General features: G+C 68.5%; 18 protein-coding genes. 14 read left to right on the forward strand and 4 right to left on the reverse strand.

All coding sequences use genetic code 11. From position 1 onward, the window contains the following. Positions 1-55: 55 nt before the first annotated feature. The 9 genes from ACWIBS_RS12160 to ACWIBS_RS12200 all read left to right on the forward strand — a co-directional run bounded on the left by ACWIBS_RS12160 (position 56) and on the right by ACWIBS_RS12200 (position 8,656). Positions 56-1,507, forward strand: a complete 1,452-nt coding sequence (locus tag ACWIBS_RS12160) for an iron-containing alcohol dehydrogenase (RefSeq protein WP_376128840.1) — start codon at positions 56-58, stop codon at positions 1,505-1,507. Then, the gene (locus ACWIBS_RS12165; RefSeq protein WP_376128838.1) at positions 1,504-3,003 is read left to right on the forward strand and encodes a xylulokinase; all 1,500 of its coding nucleotides are present in this window, start codon (positions 1,504-1,506) and stop codon (positions 3,001-3,003) included. The genes ACWIBS_RS12160 and ACWIBS_RS12165 overlap by 4 nt, the downstream gene beginning before the upstream one ends. Then, entirely contained in the window at positions 2,996-3,850 is an 855-nt protein-coding gene (locus tag ACWIBS_RS12170; RefSeq protein ID WP_376128837.1) for an HAD-IIA family hydrolase, read from the forward strand. The genes ACWIBS_RS12165 and ACWIBS_RS12170 overlap by 8 nt, the downstream gene beginning before the upstream one ends. A gap of 54 nt (positions 3,851-3,904) precedes the next feature. Beyond that, a complete protein-coding gene (locus tag ACWIBS_RS12175) occupies positions 3,905-4,888 on the forward strand; it encodes a thiamine pyrophosphate-dependent dehydrogenase E1 component subunit alpha (protein ID WP_376128836.1) in 984 nt (327 codons plus the stop codon). Positions 4,889-4,893: 5 nt separating this feature from the next. Then, a complete protein-coding gene (locus ACWIBS_RS12180) occupies positions 4,894-5,907 on the forward strand; it encodes an alpha-ketoacid dehydrogenase subunit beta (RefSeq protein ID WP_454137024.1) in 1,014 nt (337 codons plus the stop codon). 24 nt (positions 5,908-5,931) lie between these two features. Continuing rightward, a complete protein-coding gene (locus ACWIBS_RS12185; protein ID WP_376128832.1) occupies positions 5,932-6,174 on the forward strand; it encodes a lipoyl domain-containing protein in 243 nt (80 codons plus the stop codon). Positions 6,175-6,225: 51 nt separating this feature from the next. Beyond that, on the forward strand, positions 6,226-7,104 hold the full coding sequence (locus ACWIBS_RS12190) for a class II fructose-bisphosphate aldolase (protein WP_376128830.1): 879 nt from the start codon (positions 6,226-6,228) through the stop codon (positions 7,102-7,104). Then, complete coding sequence (locus ACWIBS_RS12195; protein WP_376128828.1) at positions 7,101-7,769, forward strand: 2-oxo acid dehydrogenase subunit E2; 669 nt, start codon at positions 7,101-7,103, stop codon at positions 7,767-7,769. The genes ACWIBS_RS12190 and ACWIBS_RS12195 overlap by 4 nt, the downstream gene beginning before the upstream one ends. A gap of 125 nt (positions 7,770-7,894) precedes the next feature. Beyond that, a complete protein-coding gene (locus tag ACWIBS_RS12200) occupies positions 7,895-8,656 on the forward strand; it encodes a lipoyl protein ligase domain-containing protein (RefSeq protein ID WP_376128826.1) in 762 nt (253 codons plus the stop codon). Positions 8,657-8,740: 84 nt separating this feature from the next. Here the strand turns inward: ACWIBS_RS12200 and ACWIBS_RS12205 are convergent, their stop codons facing one another. The 4 genes from ACWIBS_RS12205 to ACWIBS_RS12220 all read right to left on the reverse strand — a co-directional run bounded on the left by ACWIBS_RS12205 (position 8,741) and on the right by ACWIBS_RS12220 (position 13,571). Then, on the reverse strand, positions 8,741-9,790 hold the full coding sequence (locus tag ACWIBS_RS12205; protein ID WP_376128825.1) for an ABC transporter permease: 1,050 nt from the start codon (positions 9,788-9,790) through the stop codon (positions 8,741-8,743). A 28-nt stretch (positions 9,791-9,818) separates the two neighbouring features. Next, on the reverse strand, positions 9,819-11,339 hold the full coding sequence (locus ACWIBS_RS12210) for a sugar ABC transporter ATP-binding protein (protein WP_376128823.1): 1,521 nt from the start codon (positions 11,337-11,339) through the stop codon (positions 9,819-9,821). Between the two features lie 66 nt (positions 11,340-11,405). Further along, complete coding sequence (locus ACWIBS_RS12215; protein WP_376128821.1) at positions 11,406-12,413, reverse strand: substrate-binding domain-containing protein; 1,008 nt, start codon at positions 12,411-12,413, stop codon at positions 11,406-11,408. 174 nt (positions 12,414-12,587) lie between these two features. Beyond that, on the reverse strand, positions 12,588-13,571 hold the full coding sequence (locus tag ACWIBS_RS12220; protein WP_376128819.1) for a sugar-binding transcriptional regulator: 984 nt from the start codon (positions 13,569-13,571) through the stop codon (positions 12,588-12,590). Between the two features lie 172 nt (positions 13,572-13,743). On the opposite strand from ACWIBS_RS12220, the gene glpD reads away from it, so the two are divergent. The 5 genes from glpD (at position 13,744) to ACWIBS_RS12245 (ending at position 19,630) form a co-directional block, all read left to right on the forward strand. Further along, on the forward strand, positions 13,744-15,366 hold the full coding sequence (glpD, locus tag ACWIBS_RS12225; protein ID WP_376128817.1) for a glycerol-3-phosphate dehydrogenase: 1,623 nt from the start codon (positions 13,744-13,746) through the stop codon (positions 15,364-15,366). Between the two features lie 18 nt (positions 15,367-15,384). Then, the gene (locus ACWIBS_RS12230) at positions 15,385-16,887 is read left to right on the forward strand and encodes an FGGY family carbohydrate kinase (RefSeq protein ID WP_376128815.1); all 1,503 of its coding nucleotides are present in this window, start codon (positions 15,385-15,387) and stop codon (positions 16,885-16,887) included. Between the two features lie 71 nt (positions 16,888-16,958). Next, a complete protein-coding gene (locus tag ACWIBS_RS12235; RefSeq protein WP_376128813.1) occupies positions 16,959-17,228 on the forward strand; it encodes a hypothetical protein in 270 nt (89 codons plus the stop codon). Beyond that, positions 17,225-19,123, forward strand: coding sequence for an alpha/beta hydrolase (locus tag ACWIBS_RS12240; RefSeq protein WP_376128812.1), 1,899 nt, complete (start codon positions 17,225-17,227; stop codon positions 19,121-19,123). The genes ACWIBS_RS12235 and ACWIBS_RS12240 overlap by 4 nt, the downstream gene beginning before the upstream one ends. Before the next feature lie 3 nt (positions 19,124-19,126). Then, positions 19,127-19,630 (forward strand): hypothetical protein, encoded by a 504-nt coding sequence (locus tag ACWIBS_RS12245; RefSeq protein ID WP_376128810.1) that lies wholly within the window; start codon positions 19,127-19,129, stop codon positions 19,628-19,630. The last annotated feature ends 8 nt before the right edge of the window (positions 19,631-19,638 follow it).

Genomic DNA, 19,638 nt, shown 5'->3' on the forward strand with positions numbered 1-19,638 from the left:
AGCTGAATGAATATGCAAAAGCGCGGCACGCGGTTCGACGGTGAAAGCAGGGTCCATGGGTGCGTTCTCGGAGATCGACGATCCGACCGATCTGGCGGCTATTCGATCGGCGATCGCGGCGGGGGAGCGGCCCGAGGCCCTGACGGAGCTCGGACTGAAGCGTCTTGTGATCGAAGACGACGCCTCGGCGCACGCGGCCGTCGAGATGGCGGGGCTCTTGCGCGACGGCGTCGCGCGGACCGACCGCCCGGTCGTGGCTGTGCTCGTCGACGCGACGCCGATCCTGTCGGACGGTCAGCCGCTCAAGCCCCGTGTGATCGAGCAGCTTTCACGCGAGTTCGAGGTGGCCGAGGTCGTCCTCGGCCAGCCGGGGCACCTGCACGTCGACGACGACGTGCTGCGGGTCGCGATCGATGCGGTGCGCGGTGCAGACGGCATCGTCTCGGTCGGCTCGGGCACGATCTCCGACATCGCCAAACTCGCGTCGGCGGGCGCTGGTGACCTGCCGCTCGTGATCGTCCAGACGGCGGCGTCGGTCGACGGCTACACCGACAACGTGTCGGTCGTGTTGCGCGCCGGTGCCAAGCGCACGATCGACTCCCGCTGGCCCGACGTCGTGCTCGCCGACACCACCGTCATCCGAACGGCGCCGCGCGAGCTCAACGCTGCGGGCTTCGGGGAGCTGCAGTCGCTCTTCACAGCCCCGGCCGACTGGTGGCTCGCCTCGCAGGTAGGCACCGACGCTAGCTTCCACACGACGCCTCGCGATCTGCTGCAGGAGTTCGCAGGCGATCCCGCCGATTGGGGCGCCGGGCTTGGCTCGGGTGCCCCTAGCGCCGTCGAGCAGCTCACACGCGTGCTCGCGATCCGCGGCATCGGCACGGGCATTGCCGGCTCGACCGCGTGCCTCTCCGGCGTTGAGCACCTCGTCAGCCACATGCTCGACATGCGCGCCGTCGCGACCGGCCGCGACGTAGGCCTGCACGGTGCGCAGGTCGGCGTCGCCTCCGTGGTCGCCGCGAGCGCCTGGGAGCACTTGCTCGACCAGATCCGCGCGGGGCGCGACATCACGGCACCCGGTGACGATGCACACGCCCGCGTGCTCCAGGCCTTTGCCGTGTGCGATCCGACCGGCGCTCTGGGCGCGGAGTGCTGGGAGGACTACTCCGCCAAGCGCGCCGCGTGGGCCGCCGCCGGCGACGCGCCGCTGCGGCTGCTCGACGATGCAGACGCGCTCACAGAACGGCTCGGCGGCATGCTGCCTGACCGGCGGGCGCTCGCGTCCGCCCTCGCGGTCGGTGAAGCGCCGCTGCGCGTCTCGGATCTCGGCGACTGGGTCACCTCCGACGTCTGGCGCTGGGCCGTCGCGAACTGCCTGTACATGCGCAACCGCGTGACGGTCATCGATCTGCTCGCCGAGGCAGGCTGGTGGGCCGAGAATGACGTCGCCGCCGTGATCGCCCGTGCCGAGGACGCCGTCGCGGAGGCCTCCGGAGCCACGCCGTGACCGACCTCGTGCTCGCCGTCGACTGTTCGACCACGGGTGCGAAGTGCATCGCGTGGGATCTCGACGGCCATGCGGTCGCGAGCGGTCGCAGCGAGCTGCCGCTGTCGATCCCGCATCCAGGCTGGGGTGAGCAGGATCCGCGCGACTGGTGGGATGCCACGGCCTCGGCCATCCGCGAATGCGTCGGACGGATCGACCCCGACCGCGTGAGGGCGCTCGCCGTGACGCACCAGCGCGAGAGCTTCGCGTGCATCGACGCGGAGGGCGAGGCGCTGCGCCCCGCGATGCTGTGGCTGGATGCGCGCGCGGGCGCGCAGGTCGACCGCTTCGGGTCTGCGCGCATCCACGAGCTCACGGGCAAGCCCCCGAACCCTACGCCCGCCCTCTACAAGCTGCTGTGGCTCGCCGAGCACGAGCCGGCAACGCTCGCCCGGACGGCGAAGGTCGTCGACGTGCACGGCTACCTCGTGCACCGCCTCACTGGGCGGTGGGCGACCTCAACGGCGAGCGCCGACCCGCTCGGGCTCATGGACTTCGTGAAGGGCTCCTACTCGCCCGAGGTGCTCGAGCTCGTCGGGCTCACGGAGGACCGTCTCGCCGACCTCGTGCCGCCCGGCGACCCGATCGGCACGCTGACGCCGAGCGCCGCCGACGAGCTCGGGCTCGCAGCATCCGTCGTCATCGTCTCGGGGTCGGGCGACGGCCAGTCTGCAGGTCTGGGCGCCGGCGTCACGGCACCCGGGGACGCCTACCTCAATCTCGGCACGGGGCTCATCTCGGGCATCTTCAGCCCCACGTACCGTCCGCGCCTGTCGCACCGCTCCATGGCCGGAGCAATTGCGGGAAGCGTCAACAACGAGCTCTTCGTGGGGGCGGGCACGTTCCTGGTGTCGTGGTTCCTCAACGAGATCGCGGCGGGCGAGCCCGATGGCGTTCCGCGCGAGCAGTACTGGCAGGCGCGGGCCGCCGACATCGCACCCGGTGCTGAGGGGCTCTTCGTCGTCCCTTATTGGAACGGTCAGCTCACGCCACTGTGGGACCACCGCGCGCGCGGTGTGATGATCGGTTTCGGCGGCGTCCACACGCGTGCGCACATTTACCGCGCCGTGCTCGAGGGGATCGCCTTCGAGCTGCGCTGGTGCCTCGAGCACGCCGAGCCTCACTTCGACGAGCGCGTGCGCGAGTTCGTCGCGATGGGCGGGGGTGCACGCAGCCCACTGTGGTGCCAGATCTTCGCCGACGTGCTGGGTCGGCCGCTCGTGCTCGCGGGACATGACGAGGCGACGGCGCTCGGGGTGGGGATCCTCGCCGCAGCGGGCGCGGGCCTGCACGCGAACGTGACGGATGCCGCGGCGCACATGACGCGCCGAGGGCACCGGTACGAACCCGACCCCGCGGCCGTCCGCCGCTACGACGCGCTGTACGGGGTTTATCGCGAGGTCTACCCCGCCGTTCGACCGCTCTTTCCTGCCATCGAGGAGGTGGTCGATGTCTGACATCGACGCGCTGCGCCGCCGCCCCGAGGGTTGGTTCGACGCCTACCTGTTCGACCTCGACGGCACCGTCTATCTCGGCGACGAGCTGCTGCCGGGTGCGCGCGACCTTCTCGATGAGCTGCGCGACCGCGGGGCGCGGCGGGTGTTCCTCTCGAACAACCCGACGCGCGACCCCGAGATGTACCTCGACAAGCTCACGCGCCTCGGCATCGCCGTCGAGCCCGCAGAGATCGTCAACACCGTCGTCAGCACGGTCGGGTGGCTACATGCGCAGCATCCGGGCGCCGTCGTCTATCCGATCGCCGAGGCGCCCCTCGTTCGTGCGCTCGCCGCGGCGGGCATCCAAATGAGCGACGATCCTGCCCAGATCGACATCGTCATCGCGAGCTACGATCGGTCCTTCGACTACCGCAAGTTGCAGACGGCGTTTGACGCGCTGTGGCAACACGGTCGTGCGATCCTCATCACGACGAACCCCGATCGATACTGCCCGTTTCCCGGCGGACGAGGAGAGCCCGATGCTGCGGGCATCGTCGCAGCCCTCGAGGCGACGACCGGAGTGCGGTGCTCGGCGAATATGGGCAAGCCCGGCCGGATCATGATCGACGCCGTCAGGGGCATGCTCGGCCCGGAGGTGGAGCGCGTCGTCATGGTGGGCGACCGCCTCGAAACCGACGTGCGGATGGGGATCGAAGCCGGTATCGGCACGGCCCTCGTGCTGACGGGCGACTCGCAGCTCGCCGATGTCGATCGCTGCGATCCGGGCCTTCGGCCGCAGTTCATCCTCGACCGTATCGACGAGCTCGTGCCCGTTCCGGCGCTTGCACGTCCGCAGATCGCGCCGTAGAATACCCATACACACGCAGAATAGATATTCCCACGACGGAGAGAAGGTCGACCGATGGACGGTTTGTCCGACGAGTTCCTGCTCGAGATGCAGCGCAGGATGTTGCGCATCCGCGCGTTCGATGAGCGCGCCTCCAAGATGGTCAAGCGCGGGCACATCCCCGGCACCGTGCACACCTCGATCGGCCAGGAAGCGCAGGTCGTCGGCGCCACGATGGCCCTGCGCGACGGCGACTACATGACGGGGAATCATCGCAGCCACGGACACCCCATCGGCAAGGGTTCGCCGCTCGGGCCACTCATGGCCGAGCTGCAGGGCAAAGCCACCGGCGTCTGCAAGGGCAAGGGCGGGTCACTCCACCTCGCCGACTTCGCCGTCGGCAGCCTTGGGGAGTCGGGCATCGTCGGCTCGTCGATCCCGATCGCGATGGGCGCCGCTCTGTCGTCGCAGGTTCTCGGCCGCGACTCGGTCGCGCTCGCCTTCTTCGGTGACGGCGCCGCCAATCAGGGGGTGCTCTACGAATCGATGAACATGTCCGGCGTGTGGAAGCTCCCCGTGATCTTCCTCTGCGAGAACAACCAGTACGCTCTGTCGACCCCCGCGCACACCGTCACGAGCGGCGTCATCGCCGACCGCGCCGCCGGCTTCGGGATGCCCGGTGTCCGCGTCGAAGAGGGCCAGGACGTACTCGCGGTGTATGCAGCTGTCGCGAGCGCCGTGGAGCGCGCGCGCAGCGGCGGCGGTCCGACGCTCGTCGAGGTCGTCACCTACCGCTACAACGAGCACTCCGAGGGACTGCGCCTGGGCACTGACTACCGCCCCGCCGACGAGCGCGAGGCCTGGCTCAAGAAGGATCCGCTCGTGCTCTTCCGCGAGCACCTCGTTGCGAACGGCCACACCGCCGAGGCGATGGACGCCCTCGAGGCCGACGTCATCGCCGAGGTCGACGAGGCCGTCCGGTTCTCGGAGGAAAGCCCCTACCCCGACCCTTCGGTCGCCTTCGAAGACCTCTACACCGAGACGGAGTACGCAGCATGAGCGTCATGAGCTTCCTCGGCGCGATCGGCGCCGCCCAGCGCGAGGCGATGGACGCCGACGAGCGCGTCATCATCATCGGCGAAGACGTCGAGGCCAACGTCTACGGCACGACGGGCGGTGGGAAATCCCGGGCTGAGACGGGTGACTTCGTCCAGATGTACGGGCGCAACCGCATCCGGAATACCCCCATCTCCGAGGAGGGCATCGTCGGTGCCGCGGCGGGTGCCGCCATGACCGGGCTGCGCCCGATCGTCGACCTGTCGTACTCGAGCTTCCTCTACATGGCGATGGACCAGCTCGTGAATCAGGTCGCCAAGAACCGCTACATGTTCGGCGGTCAGGCATCGATGCCCGCAGTCTTCCGTTCTGCGATGTTCTACGGGCTCAACACCGGCGCCCACCACTCCGACCGGCCATACCCGATGTTCATGAACGTCCCGGGACTGAAGATCATGGTGCCTTCGCGTCCCACCGACGCGAAGGGTCTTCTGCGCACCGCGATCGACATGGACGATCCGGTCCTCACCTTCGAAGCCTGCATCCTGTGGGGCAGCAAGGAGGAGGTTCCCGACGAGGAGTTCCAGATCCCGTTCGGTGTCGCCCGCACGGCACGCGAGGGGACCGACGTGACGATCGTCGCGATCTCGAGCTCGGTGCCCGAAGCGCTCGCCGCGGCCGAGCAGCTCGCTGCCGAAGGAGTGTCGGCCGAGGTCATCGACCCGCGCACCCTCGTTCCGCTGGACCGCGACGCGATCCTGCGCTCGGTGGCAAAGACCGGTCGCCTCGTCATCGCCGAGCCCGCGCACCGCACGTGCGGCGCCGCCGCCGAGATCAGCGCGATCGCCTCGGAAGAGGTCTTCGACGCCCTCCGTGCGCCGATCGTGCGCCTCACCGCGCCCGACATGCAGATCCCCTTCAGCCCCGCGCTGGAGAAGCAGATGTATCCCAATAAGGACGGGATCGCCGCCGCCGTGCGCCGTGTCACCGGCCTGACCGCGCCCGCGCTCGCGGACGCCTGAGCGACGAACGACAAGGAGAGAACCATGGCACGAGTGGAAGTCCTGCTCCCCCAGTGGGGCATGGGAATGAGCGAAGGCTCGATCATCGAGTGGCACAAGAAGGTCGGCGATCAGGTCACCGAAGATGAGCCGTTGGCCGAAGTCGAGGCAGAGAAGGTCGAAGAGACCCTCGAGGCCCCCGCGACCGGCACCCTGACCGAGATTCTGGTCGAAGAGGGCGACTCCGTCGAGGTGCGCAGCATCGTCGCGATCATCGAGACGGACTGACCCGCACGAGTGTGGATGGGCGAAGAAGCCCGAGAAGGAGATAAGCACATCATGGCTCGAGTCGACCCCCTAGGTCTGATCGCCGCCGCGCAGGCCGGCGGATACGCCGTCGGCGCGTTCAACATGCACAACCCCGAGACGACGCAGGCGCTCATCCGCGCGGCACAGGCCGCAGAGGCGCCGGTCTTCCTGCAGGTAGGCCGGGCCATCGTGCCACACATGGGTCTGCGCGCCGCGTACGAGATGACCCGCCGCGAGCTGGACGCGTCCGGCCTAGAAGCGCCCATCCACCTCGATCACGGAACCTACGACGAGGTGTTCGAGGCGATCCGGCTCGGATTCGACTCGATCATGTTCGACGGTGCCCACCTCGACTTCGAAGAGAACATCCGTGTTACCGCCGAAGTGGTCCGCGTCGCGCACGCCTTCGGGATTCCCGTTGAGGCGGAGCTCGGTCGCATCCCGGATGCCGCAGACGATATCCGCTGGGAGGACTACTACACGAGCGTCGAAGAGGCCGAGCGCTTCGTCGCCGAGACGCGTGTAGACCTGCTCGCGATCTCGGCGGGCGTCATGCACGGGGTGACCGGGATCGAGCCGCAGCCGCTCGACATCGATCGCATCCGGGCGATCCGGGATGCGACCGGGATCCCGCTCGTGCTGCACGGCGCGTCCGGCGTTCCGGTGGACCAGCTCTCTGCCGCGATCGAGGCCGGCGTACACAAGCTCAACGCCGACACCGATCTGCGCCATGCCTTCCGCGCTGGCGTCGAAGGTGTCTGGGCGCAGGGCGACCGGCAGTTCGAAGAGGCCATGGCGGCCGGCCGTGACCGGATGATCGCCGCGACGGTGCAGAAGATGCAGGAGTACGGTTGTGCCGGCCGGGCCGCCAGCTCCTCGACACCTGCCGAAACGGCGGTGCTGGTGTGACCGAGCTGGCCGAAGAGGGCATCGTCGAGCCGCTCAAGGGGATGCGCCGCACCGCGGCGCGCCGAATGGTGCAGGCGTGGGCGGCTCCGGTGTTTCACGTCTCGACCGAGATCGACATGTCCTCGGCACTGCAGGTTCGCACCGTCGAACCGACGGCGAACGTCACCGATGCGATCCTCCGGGCCGTCGCGCGGGCGCTGAAAGAAGTGCCCGACGTCAATGTGCACGTCGCCGAGGACGCGGTCGTGCGCTTCGAGAAGGCCAACGTCGGAATCGCCGTCGACACGCCCAAGGGTCTCGTCGTCCCCGTCGTGCACGATATCTCGGACGGACGTCTTGCCGACATCGCGCGGGCACGCGCCGACGTCGTGGCGCGCGCCCGAGATGGAGCCCTAACGCGCGACGACATCACTGGCGGCACGATCACCGTCTCAAACCTCGGCATGATGGGCGTCACTCGCTTCGACGCAATCCTCAATGTCCCTCAAGCGGCCATTCTCGCCGTCGGCGCGACGGTGCAGCGCTTCGTGCATCGCGACGGCGACGGCGTGTGGGCTCCGATCGCCGAGTTCACCCTCACGTGCGACCATCGTGCCCTTGACGGCGCGACCGGTGCCCGGTTCCTCACTGCACTCAAGAGCGCGCTCGAGGAGCCGCTCTCCTGACCCGCCGCGGCGAGTCTGCCCCGCTGCGCCCCGCACCGACGCGTTCCACGCGGCACCGGTGCGGGGTGCATGCTATTCACGGTGGCCCGCCGCCGGCATTGTCGGGCAACGAGTCGGAGACGCAGATGAATCTGGACGGCCTGCAGCACCCTCGGCTGCATGCGGCATCCACCACCGTGGTGCGCCAGCGACTCCCCCCGCGAGCCGGGGAGCGGGCCGCCGAAGACGAGGCACTGACCTCGCTCGACGTGCTTTATGCCCTTGCCGAGCACAGGGCGCCAGAACGTCTTGTGCGGGTCTTCCGCCCTGCCCCGACACTCGCCTTCAGCCGGCGCGAGAGCCTGCACCCCGGCTTCGCCGCCGCAGAGCGGGCCGCACGCAACGCGGGCTACGAGCCGATCATCCGGCCGGCCGGCGGGCGCGCCGTCGCCCTGGACCCCGACTGGGTCGTGCTCGACATCGTGACCCTCGAACCGCAGCGGCTCGACAACCGCGACGTGTTCGTCGAGCACGGCGAGGAGTTCGTCGCGCTCCTTCGTGAGTGGGGAGTCGACGCGCGGTTCGGTCCCGTTCCCGGGGAGTACTGTCCCGGTGACTACAGCGTCAACGCTCGCGGGAGCGTGAAGCTCGTAGGCGCCGCACAGCGGGTCGCGCGCGGAGTGCGCCTGTACAGCGCGAGTCTTCCGCTTCGTGTGACGGATGCCGCCGCCGACGTGCTCGCCCGGGTCAATCCTCTGCTCGAGCTCGACTGGGACCCCACGACGCTCGGCTCACTCGCCGACGAGATCGACATGACGGATGCTGCCGTCGAAGACGCCCTGCTCTCGCGCTTCGCCGGCAGCGATGTCGTCGAGCGACCCCTCGAAGCGATCCTGCGTGGCGTCTGATCCGGCCGCGCGCTGACACCGAGCACGCAAAAGGACGTCCCCGCCGGTTCCGGCGGGGACGTCCTTTTGCGTGGGGGAGCGGTGCTATCTTCCGCCGCTTTGAGCCTTCGAGGACTGGCGGTCGGTCATGACGGCCGCGACGATGACGGCACCGAGGACGACGGGCTGGAGGTTCGGCGAGACGCCCAGCAGCGACATCCCGTTGTTCAGCACGCCGATGATGAGCAGACCGACGAACGTGCCGAGCACCGAACCGGTGCCACCGGCGAGGCTTGCGCCACCGATGACGACGACGGCGATGACGTTCAGCAGGTCGGCGGTGCCGGCTGTCGGCTGTGCGGAGTCGAGGCGCGACGTGACCAGAAGACCGGCGACGGCGGCGAGGAATCCGGCCAGCGTGTAGACCACGAGCTTCGTACGGCGCACGTGGATGCCCGAGAGCCGTGCGACCTCTTCGTTGCCGCCGATCGCGTACAGCGCGCGACCGCCGGGGCGGAACCGCAGCCAGAAAGCGGCGATGAGGAAGACCGCGACGAGGATGATCCCCTGGATCGGGATTCCCAGGACGCTCATGCGGGTGATGGCGGTGAACCACGACGGGAAGCCGTTGACCGTGTTTCCGCCGGTGATGAAGACGGCCAGACCCGTCGCGGCCGACATCGTGGCCAAGGTCGCGATGAACGGTTGCAGCCTGCCATAGGTGATCAGGATGCCGTTGAGCAGACCGATTCCGGCGCCGGTCGCGAGCCCGAGCACGACGGCGAGCTCGAACGGCAGACCCGAATAGCTGTACAGGTAGGCCATCACCATCGAGCTGAGCGCGAGGACGGCGCCGACGGACAGGTCGATGCCGGCGACGATGATGACCATCAGCGCACCGACCGACATGACGCCGATCGCCGAGATCTGGGTCAGGATGTTCAGCAGGTTTCGCGAGGTCAGGAAGTACGGCGACAGGAACGACAGCAGCACGAAGATCACGACGAGGCCCACCAGTGGGCCGGGGATCTTCGACATCACGCGTCGGAAACGGCTGTCGCCGGAGCCGCCGTCGCTGGGAACGGTGCGCTGCGCGACCGTCGCTGGGCTCGGGCTCGCCGGATCGGTCGAGGTCGAGGGTTCGGAAACGCTCATCGTCTCATCTCCTGGAACAGGTTCGGGTTCAAATGTGGGCTGTCTCGGCGTGCTGGGGCAGCGCGAGACGCATGACGGCTTCGGGGGTGGCCGCTTCGCGGTCGAGGATTCCCTGCTGGCGCCCGCCCGACATGACGAGCACTCGGTGGGACAGCCCGAGGACTTCCTCGAGCTCGGACGAGACGACGATGACGGCGACGCCCTCTTCGGCCAGGCGACCGATGGCGGCGTAGATCGTCATCTTGGCACCGACGTCGACTCCGCGCGTGGGCTCATCGAGGATGAGCACCTTGGGCTTCTCGATGAGCCACTTCGCGAGCAGGACCTTCTGCTGGTTGCCTCCGGACAGGCGACCGACCGCGACGTCGGCCTGGCCGCGGATGTCAAGCTCGGCCCGGTGCTCGCGGTAGGTCTTGGCGAGCTCCTTGTGAGTGACGATGCCCCGGCGTGACAGCTGCTTCTGCCACGGGAGGGTCATGTTCTCGGTGCTGTCCCGGTCGAGCAGGAGACCCTGCGACTTGCGGTCTTCGGGCACCATCGCGATTCCGGCTTTGATGCCGTCGCGCGGGTTGCGGATGCGGACGACCTTGCCGTCGACGCGGATCTCGCCGGTGTCGGCGCGATCCGCTCCGGCGATCGCGCGGACCACTTCGCTGCGGCCGGCTCCGACGAGGCCGGCGATGCCGAGGATCTCACCGGCCCGGACTTCGAAATCGATGCCCTCGAAGGCGCCTTCCCGACCCAGGCCCGAGACCTGGATGACGGTCTTCTCGGCGGCGGGGGGAGGGGTGTCGTGGCCGTAGGTGAAGTCACGACCCACCATTGCGCGGACGATGTCGTCACGGGGCACGTCTCCGGTGTCCCAGCGTGCCGCCTCGTGCCCGTCACGAAGGCAGAGGATCGCGTCGGAGAGGCGGGTGATCTCTTCGATCCGGTGCGAGATGTAGACGATTCCTGCTCCGGCGGCCTTGAGCGCCTCGATCTGATCGAAGACTCGGGCCGTCTCGGACTTGCCGAGCGAAGCAGAGGGCTCGTCGAAGATGATGTAGCGCGGGTCACGACTGAGCGCACGCGCGATCTCGATCTCCTGCTGAGCGGCGATCGAGAGGTCGCCCACTCGCTGGCGGGGGCTCATTCGCGATCCGAGACGGCTGAGCACGGCTTCGGTGTCGGCGTGCAGGCGGTCGCGATCGATGGCGCCCCGCTTGAGCGGCAGGCGCCCGATGAAGATGTTCTCGGCGACCGACAGCTCGGGCACCATCCGGATCTCCTGGTGGATGAGGACCACACCCGACCGCAGTGCGTCACCGGGCGATCGCGGGTCGTAGACCTCGCCGTCGATCATCATCGAGCCCTCGTCGGGCTGGACGAGGCCGGCGATCATTCCCGAGGTCGTCGACTTTCCCGCACCGTTCTCGCCGACCAGGCCGAGCACGGACCCGGGCGTCAGGGTGATGTCGATGTCTTTGACGACGGTGACACCGCCGTAGCGCTTCGTCAGGCCCGTGCACACGAGACCCGTCGCGGGGGATGCTGCGCGTTCAGCCATGGGGTTGTTCCTTCCGGACGGGTGGTGCGGCGCACATTGCACCGCACCACCCGGTAGAAATACGGGCTACTTCGTGCCCACGTTCGGACCGTAGAACTTCGTCGGGTCGTTCTCGGCGACGTTGGCCTCGTTGACCAGCACGGCATCCTGGTACTGCTCGGCGGGGATGTCGTCACCCTCGCCCTCGAGAAGCGCGATGGCGTTCTCGACAGCGAGCTGACCCATCATGTAGGGCTGCTGGGCCATCGTGGCCTGAGTGAGCCCGTCGGCGATCGCCTGGAACATCGTCGGGAAGCCGTCGATGCCCACGAAGAACATCCCGTCGCGGCCGGCCTGCTGCGCAGCCTTGGCCGCACCCATCGCCATGGCGTCGCTCTCGCCGAAGATCGCCTTGAGGTTCGGGTGAGCCGTCAGGATGTTCTGCGACGCCTCGAATGCCTGGGTCTCGTCCCAGCCGGCGCTCTCCCACTGCACATCGATGACACCGGGGTTCTCGTCGAGTGCCTTCTGGCAGCCCTCGGAGCGCTGCAGCTCTGCCGTCGAACCGAGCGGCCCCTGCAGGACGGCGATCTCACCCTCGTTGTCGAACTGCTCGAACATCCAGGTGCACACCTCGTAGGCGGCCTTGACGCTGTCGGTGGCGATGAACGTGCGGATCTCCGCGTCCTCGGTCTCGGGCTTCTGGTCCACCGCGACCACGGGGACGCCCGCGTCGTTCGCGAGGCGCACGCCGGCGGCGGCAGCGGTGGCGTCCTGGGGAGTGTAGATGAGCACGCCGACCTGCTGGGTCAGCAGGTTCTGCACCTGGTTGACCTGGCGGTTGGCGTCGTTGTCGGCCGACTCGACGATGAGCTTGTACCCCGCCTCTTCGGCGGCGGCCTTCATGCCGTCGACGGCGGCGATGTAGAAGAGCGACTTCTGGTCGGCCACCGAGACGCCGATCACCTTCGAGTCGATGGGTCCGCCGTCCGTGCCTCCGCCGGATTCCGTCGTGCTGCATCCGGCGAGGCCGAGCGCGGCGATCGCGAGTCCTGCGAGGAGTGCGGCCCCGCGACGCTTGCTGTGAGTGGTCATTCGTTTCTCCTTCGAAACCTTGGTGAAGGTGGCATCTGAATAGCTATGCGAGTATCGAATGTAGATGCCGTTGGAGCGATGCTAAGCGCCGCCCCGCCGGGTGTCAAGCGTCTGGCGTGGCTGTGGGGAGGCGCGCCGAGTGGACCCCGATGGGGGGTGGTCGACGCGTAGGGATCAGGCCGCTGAGGGGCCTTTGGAGAGAAGGTAGCGAGCTGTCTCCTCGTCGGTCACGAGGACATTGATCCATCCGCCGCGGACGGCGGCGAGCACGGCGTCGTGCTTGCCGGCGCCGCCAGAGACGCCGATGCGCCGCTCGGCGCGGCGGATCTCGTCGAGGCTGACACCGAGCACGAGTTCGTCGAGCTCGCTCGCGATCGGCTGACCGTCGGCATCCATGAATCGAAGGTTGATCTCGCCGACGGCGCCGAGTGAGCGTACGTAGTCGAACTGCTCCTGCGTGAAGAAGTTGTCGCCGCCGACGAGCGGGGGCACGATGGTGCAGTTGCCGATGCCGACCAGGGCGATGTCCAGTTCGGGCATCGTCTCGAGCGCGCGGCGCGCATGCGGATCACTTGCCAGGATGGCGTCGCGCATCTGGGGTGTCGGGACGACGCCGGGAACGCGCAGGAACAGCGCTTCTGCATCGGTCAGCTGGGCCAGTCGCTCAGTGGCAACCGTTGCTTCGTGCTGAATGGCCGGTTGTCCGACGCCGCCGAGAAGCTCGACGACTGCCCGTGCCTTGGCCCGGGGGAAGCGCTGCAGGTTGGCCACGAAGCTGCGCAGCGAGCGGCTCCAGGATGTGAAGCCGATGGTCTTGCCGTCGATCGGCGCCAGCTGGAAGATCGGGGCGAGGGCCCGCCCGACGTGGTCAGTGCGTTCCCGCTCGGACTCGTCGATCGCGTCGACGATGTGCGCCTCGAGTAGACCGAAGGCCTGCTCCAGGCTCTGTTCGAGGTCGGCGTTGAGCCCCGCAGGTGGCACGACGATCGTGCGAACGATTCCGGCGTCTTCGGCTGATGAGAGCAGGCGTGAGACCCGCGCCTGAGAGAGGCCCAGTGTGCGCGCGATCTCCGTCTGCACCATTCCGCGCGTGTGGTAGAGGTGCGAGACCTTCGTCATCATGCGCTGGCCGTCGGGGTCGTTGCGGTCCTGGGGCATCGATCGCCTTTCCTGTCTCCGCCTGGGATCTGAGTCATTCTGTCAGACTGGAGCGGGCATCTCGGGTCCTCGCGGTCCCTTCGCCCCGTTCCCCTCGGCGGTTCACGCGCTACACTAGTGGAAGGTCATTCAGTTAACGACTGAATATTCACGCCATCGTCGAGGAGGCATTGTGACCAAGACTGGACAGCTCACGTACGACGTCGTCGTGATCGGCGCGGGGATCAACGGGCTCGGCATCGCCCGCGATGCCGCTGAGCGGGGCCTGTCTGTCGCACTGGTGGAGCAGGAGGACTTCTGCGCGGGCGTATCGGCCTGGTCTGGCCGGCTTGTGCACGGCGGACTGCGGTACCTCGAGCGCGGCGACATCGGCTTGGTACGCGAATCTCTTCGAGAGCGCGAGCTGCTGTTCCGGGTCGCGCCGCACCTGGTCAAGCCGGTCCGCCTCATCATGCCCTTCTACTCGCGCAACACGCGCCCGTCGTGGATGATCCGGCTCGGCATGCTCGCCTATGACGTGCTCTCGGCTGACAAATCGGTGCCGTGGCACCGCATCCTCTCGACCCGCACCGTCAAAGCCCGCTTCCGAGGAATGACAGAGTCGGGACTCAGCGGCGCCGCCCTGTTCACCGACGGACAGGTCGAATACGCCGAACGGCTGTGCACCGAGCTCGCCGTCGCCGCAGCCGATGCCGGCGCGCGAATCTTCATCCACACGAAGGCGGTCGGGGTCCTCCGCGACGGTACCGCGGTGACGGGCATCCGCGTCCGCTCTTCCGACGGTGTCGAACGCGACCTGCGCGCGCGGCTCACGATCAACGCGGGAGGGCCGTGGGTCGACGCGGTCTTGGCGGGCGACGGCGGTGCTCCGGTGGCATCCCCCCGTCTCATCGGCGGAGCGAAGGGCAGCCACATTATCGTCGATCCGTTCCCGGGCGCGCCCCGAGACGTCGTGTACTACGAGTCGCAGACGGACGGGCGCCTGGTGCTCGTCATCCCATGGATGGGGCGCTACCTCATCGGCACGACCGACATCAAGTACGACCTGGATCCGGATTCGGCGCGCGCGGACAGCTCGGAGATCGACTACCTGCTCTCTGAGGCGAATACGCTCATGCCCGAGGCCCACCTCACGGTCGACGACGTGCTTTACACCTACAGCGGTGTGCGACCGTTGCCGTACGCTCCCGACACACCGGAGTGGAAGGTGCCCCGCAGCCACATCGTCCGCGACCACGCGAAGGATGGATACCCCGGCGTCCTGTCCATCGTCGGCGGAAAGCTCACGACGTACCGGCAGCTCGCCGAAGACGCTACGGACATCGCCGTGAAGAAGCTTCGTGCGCGAGCACCCAAGAAGCCGATCAGCAGACAGCAGCCCTTCCCCGGTGCGCGTGCGGCGGATCTCGCGGCGTTCGAGCGGGCGTTCCTCGCCAACGACGTGCTCGACCGCGATACGTCGCATCGCCTATGGGCTCTGTACGGCACGCGCGCTCAACGCGTGCTCGAGATCGCGCAGGCCGACCCCGCGCTGGCCGAGCGCTTCGACCCGGAGAGCTCCGCGATCGCCGCCGAACTGGTTTTCGCGGTCGACCACGAGTTCGCCGAGACGCTCACGGACGTCTTCGCCCGCCGCACCCTGCTCGCATTCGAGCCGGGCCACGGCCTGGGCGGGGCGGAGCGCGCCGCGGAGATTCTGGCACCCCATCGTGGGTGGGACGATACGCGGCGCTCAGCCGAGATTGCGGGCTACCGTGAATGGCTCGATCACCTGCGCGTTCCCGAGCGCGCCTGACTCGAAATGGAGTCCGCCGTGACCGGCAGATATGTCGTCGCCCTCGACGAGGGATCCAGCAGCGCCCGCGCGATCGTCATCGACGACGCAGGTCGCACCGTCGGTGAAGCGTCGGCGCCGGTCGCCACGATCTTCCCGCGCGAAGGGTGGGTCGAGTTCGACCCACAGGAGATGTGGGACGCACCGCGCCGCTCGCTCGTCCTCGCGCTCGAGCGTGCCGGCATCACGGCGGCCGATGTCGCCGCTGTCGGGGTGACGTCGCACCGAGAAACCATCGTGATGTGGGACCGCTCGACGGGGGTGCCCGTCTACAACGCCGTGACCTGGATGTCGAAGCAGACCGACGACATCGTGCGAGAGTGGTCCGAGCGCGGCCTCGACGACGAGTTCCGCTCGCGCACCGGCGTGCGCAACGACTCCTTCTATTCGGCGCCGAAGATCGCCTGGCTGTTGCGCCACGTTCCCGGAGTGCGCGAGCGCGCGGAGCGCGGTGAGCTAGCCATCGGCACTCCTGACACGTGGATGCTGTGGAACCTGACGGGCGGCACGGCGCATCGCACCGAGCCCAGCGCGGCGTCCCGCACGGGGCTCATGAGCCTCGCGCGCGCCCAATGGGACGAAGAGTTCTGCGCGATGCTCGACATCCCCACGAGTCTGCTGCCCGAGATCGTGCCGTCCGCAGGCTGGTTCGGCGACGTCGCGCACGACGTGCTTCCGGCGCCGCATCCCGTTCCCGTGACCGCCGTCCTCGGCGACCAGCAGGCGGGGCTGTTCGGCCAGGCCTGCCTCGAAGCCGGCAGTGCCAAGAACACCTTCGGAACGGCTGGGGTGCTGACGGTGAACATGGGCGACGTGCCGCGCACTCTGCCGGGCATGTGCAGCAGCGTCGCGTGGCAGTTCGGCGACAAGGTGACCTACGAAGCGGAGGGCGTCGTCTTCCACAGCGGACAGACGATCCAGTGGCTCCGCGACCGTCTGGGCATCCTCTCGGATGCGGGCGACAGTGAGGCCGTCGCATCCAGCGTGCCCGACACGGGCGGGGTCTATCTCGTGCCGGGATTCGCCGGGCTGTTCGACCCGCACTGGGATCGCAACGCTCGGGGGGCCATCGTGGGCCTCACGCTCGAGTCCTCGGCGGCGCACGTCGTGCGTGCGGGGATCGAGGCGATGGCGTACCAGACACGCGACAACGTCGACAATCTGCGTCGCCATGGCGTCGAGATCCCGATGCTCAAGGTCGACGGTGGGGCGACACGAAACGATCTGCTGTGCCAGTTCCAGGCCGACATCCTCGGCATTCCGGTCTCGCGGCCGGTCGGTCTCGAGCGCACGGCGCTGGGCATCGCCCACCTCGCCGGCAGCGAAGTGGGCATGTGGGCGCGGGATGACATCCACGACCGGTGGCAGCTCGAGCGCATCTTCGAGCCACTCATGCCGGCTGAGCAGCGCGAAGAGCTGTACCGGGGCTGGTCCGATGCCGTCGCGGCGGTCCGAGGGCTGCCGCCCCGCGTCCGCGCCTAGATTGTCCGGCCGGAAGCGACATGGGCATTCCTCCCCATGGGACCGCTCGTGCGAATGAATAGTCTGGGCTCGTGCCAGATGTGCAGTACAGCGACTCCGACTTCACCACCGCGGTGACGGAGTTGCGCGCGGCGGCGGCCCGCGCAGCCGACGGAGCGCGCCCCGACAACGCCGTCGTGAAGTCCGACGTCGTCGAGGCGGCGCTCGGCGACGTCGACGAGCTCGTCCGGGCCGCGATGGACGCCCTGTCCGAAGCGGGCGACGAGCTCGCGACCGACACGGGCATCGTGCACAGCGAACTGCAGCGCACCGACGCCGAACTCGCGGGAGGTGGCGCATGAGCCTTCCCGGAATCGATCAGGATCCGGCGCAGGGCGATGCCGGCGGCATCCGCGATCTGGCGAGCCTGTTCCGCTCCCGCTCGACCGCGCAGCGCGACCGCAGCGCCGCCTCGGGCCGCGCGCTCGCCGCCCTCGGGCCCGTCATCGCCGAGAGCGCCGAGGCGCTTCGCCCCCGCATCACGGTGCTGTCCGAACGGTTCACCCGCACTTCGGATGCCGCCGATTCGGCAGCGGGGATCCTCGACGACTACGCCACCTCACTCGAAGACCTGCAGGCCCGCGCCGCCGCAGCGCTCGCCACGGCGCAGACCCGGTACGACGCGATCTGGGCGCGGCGCGGCGAAGCACTCAACCAGGCGTCCGAGACGATCGTCGGCTGGGCCCTCGGGTGGGACGACGTGTTGCCCGACTGGCTCTACCTCGACAAGCCCCACTACCTCGCACGCTGGCGGGGCGCGATCGAGTCGTACCGCACGGCGCAGTCCGCCTACAACGACCTGCAGGTCGAGCGCGACGAGCTCGACAGTGCGACCGCGGCTCGGCTGCGCAGCATCCACCTCGTCGCCGAACTTACGAACGACGGCCGGATCGGTCGCGGCGGCTATTTCGCGTCGGCGGCACTGTGGGCCGAGGACACCGACTCGATCACGGCCGAGCAGCTGGCGGGCCTCGGTGATCCGCACCTCATCCGTCAGGTGTGGGACAGCCTCGACCGCGCCCAGCGCGATGCGCTCATCGAGGCGTCGCCGAAGATCATCGGCAACCTCGACGGCATCCCGATCGCCGACCGGGTCACGGCGAACCACATCAACATCGAAGACGAGATCCGCGCCCGTCAGGCCGAGATCGAGCGCATCGAACAGATGCGCGCTGACGCGAAGGACCGCGCCTATTACGGTCACGACGGCATCGACGCCGAGTACGACAAGCTCGTCGCCGAGCAGCAGACGCTCATCGACTACTACGAGGGACTGCTGACACAAGAAGTGCGCTTCATCGACGAGAACGGTGTGCCGAGCTCGTACACGGGGTCGCGCGTCGTCGTCTTCGACCCGGCGCAGAGTGCGATCGCGACCTACCACGGGCCGATCGACCCCGAGACGGGGGACATCCCGTCGTGGGTCACGTCGGTGGCGATCTCGGTGCCCGGCACGGGCGCGAACATGACCGACTTCGCCGACGACCGTGCCGCCGATCTGTACCAGGCGGCGGGCTCGACATCGGCGGTCTTCCAGTGGGCGGGCGGGCCCTTCCCGCAGGACATCCCGGCCGCGATGGACCCCTCTTACTCCCACGCGCTCGCCCCCAGGCTGCGCGACTTCGCGGGGGGAATCGTCACACCGACGGGCTCGACCCTGACGGTGCTCGGCCACAGCTACGGCGGCGCGACCGTCGGACTCGCCGAGCAGGCCGGCCTCAAGGCCGACCGCATCCTCTACGTCGCGGCGGCGGGCATGGGCGACGGCGTCTCGGGCGTGAGCGACTTCCCGCACACCTCCGGCGTGCCGCACTATGCGCTGATGAGCCGCAACGACGGCGTCGTGGGCCTCATCCAGGGCAACGCCGGCGACCTGCACGCCCTGCACGGCCAGTCGACGCTCACCGCCGGCGGCGTCATCCGGCTCGAGACGGGCATGATCGACGGCAGCGACCTGGGCAGCACCGACATCGAAGACCACAACGTGCCGGGCAACTGGATGCCGCCCGCGATCGACAGCCACAGCTCGGTCTTCACACCGGGGTCGACGTCGTTCAATAACATGGTCGCCGTGATCACGGGCGGACAAGTCGAGCTCTTCGCCCCCGACGAGGTCATCGTCACGTCGGGTGGCGTCGTGACGATCGACGGCATCGACCTCAGCACCTACTCGCCCACCTATACACAGGTCGAGTGACGGATGCGACGACTCATCGCCGTCCTCGCGACGGCCGCCCTCGCCCTCATCCTCGGAGGTTGCAGCATGACGACGACGAGCAGACTCGACGAGTACGCCGCAGCGACCGACGCGCTCATGGCCGACACGGTCGCCGTGATCCCCGCCGACCTCGTCGACGAGGTCGGGTTCTCCGAGTCCGAACCGCGCTACGAGTCGCCCCTGGGTGCCGGGTCGGCAGAGGATGCCGCGTGGTGGCAGGCGCTCGAGAGCATCGTGCTCGTGTCGCAGTCCGACGCGTCGGCCGATGCCGCCGCCGCGATCACCGAGCACCTCGTCACCAATGGGTGGACGACGTCGCGCGTGCGCGAGACCGACGGCGGCCGCCGGATCGCCGACGGCTTCCGCCGCGAGATCGACGGGGGCGACTGGTACATCGAACTCACGTGGGTGATGACCGCGCCCGACAAGGCCGAGGTCGTCGAGGTGCTCGTCGTGAGTCCCCAGACCGTGCGCGGCGACGCCTAGACTCGTCG

It is taken from the genome of Microbacterium sp. NPDC055442, from assembly GCF_053644215.1.

Bases quoted from the DNA above. Each gene is read 5' to 3' on its own strand.
- ACWIBS_RS12190 (WP_376128830.1), top strand. From the start codon at position 6,226: ATGGCTCGAGTCGACCCCCTAGGTCTGATCGCCGCCGCGCAGGCCGGC.
- ACWIBS_RS12240 (WP_376128812.1), top strand. From the start codon at position 17,225: ATGAGCCTTCCCGGAATCGATCAGGATCCGGCGCAGGGCGATGCCGGC.
- ACWIBS_RS12215 (WP_376128821.1), bottom strand. From the start codon at position 12,413: ATGACCACTCACAGCAAGCGTCGCGGGGCCGCACTCCTCGCAGGACTC.
- ACWIBS_RS12180 (WP_454137024.1), top strand. From the start codon at position 4,894: ATGAGCTTCCTCGGCGCGATCGGCGCCGCCCAGCGCGAGGCGATGGAC.
- ACWIBS_RS12160 (WP_376128840.1), top strand. From the start codon at position 56: ATGGGTGCGTTCTCGGAGATCGACGATCCGACCGATCTGGCGGCTATT.
- ACWIBS_RS12210 (WP_376128823.1), bottom strand. From the start codon at position 11,339: ATGGCTGAACGCGCAGCATCCCCCGCGACGGGTCTCGTGTGCACGGGC.
- ACWIBS_RS12170 (WP_376128837.1), top strand. From the start codon at position 2,996: ATGTCTGACATCGACGCGCTGCGCCGCCGCCCCGAGGGTTGGTTCGAC.
- ACWIBS_RS12205 (WP_376128825.1), bottom strand. From the start codon at position 9,790: ATGAGCGTTTCCGAACCCTCGACCTCGACCGATCCGGCGAGCCCGAGC.
- ACWIBS_RS12185 (WP_376128832.1), top strand. From the start codon at position 5,932: ATGGCACGAGTGGAAGTCCTGCTCCCCCAGTGGGGCATGGGAATGAGC.
- ACWIBS_RS12200 (WP_376128826.1), top strand. From the start codon at position 7,895: ATGAATCTGGACGGCCTGCAGCACCCTCGGCTGCATGCGGCATCCACC.
- ACWIBS_RS12245 (WP_376128810.1), top strand. From the start codon at position 19,127: ATGCGACGACTCATCGCCGTCCTCGCGACGGCCGCCCTCGCCCTCATC.
- ACWIBS_RS12220 (WP_376128819.1), bottom strand. From the start codon at position 13,571: ATGCCCCAGGACCGCAACGACCCCGACGGCCAGCGCATGATGACGAAG.
- ACWIBS_RS12175 (WP_376128836.1), top strand. From the start codon at position 3,905: ATGGACGGTTTGTCCGACGAGTTCCTGCTCGAGATGCAGCGCAGGATG.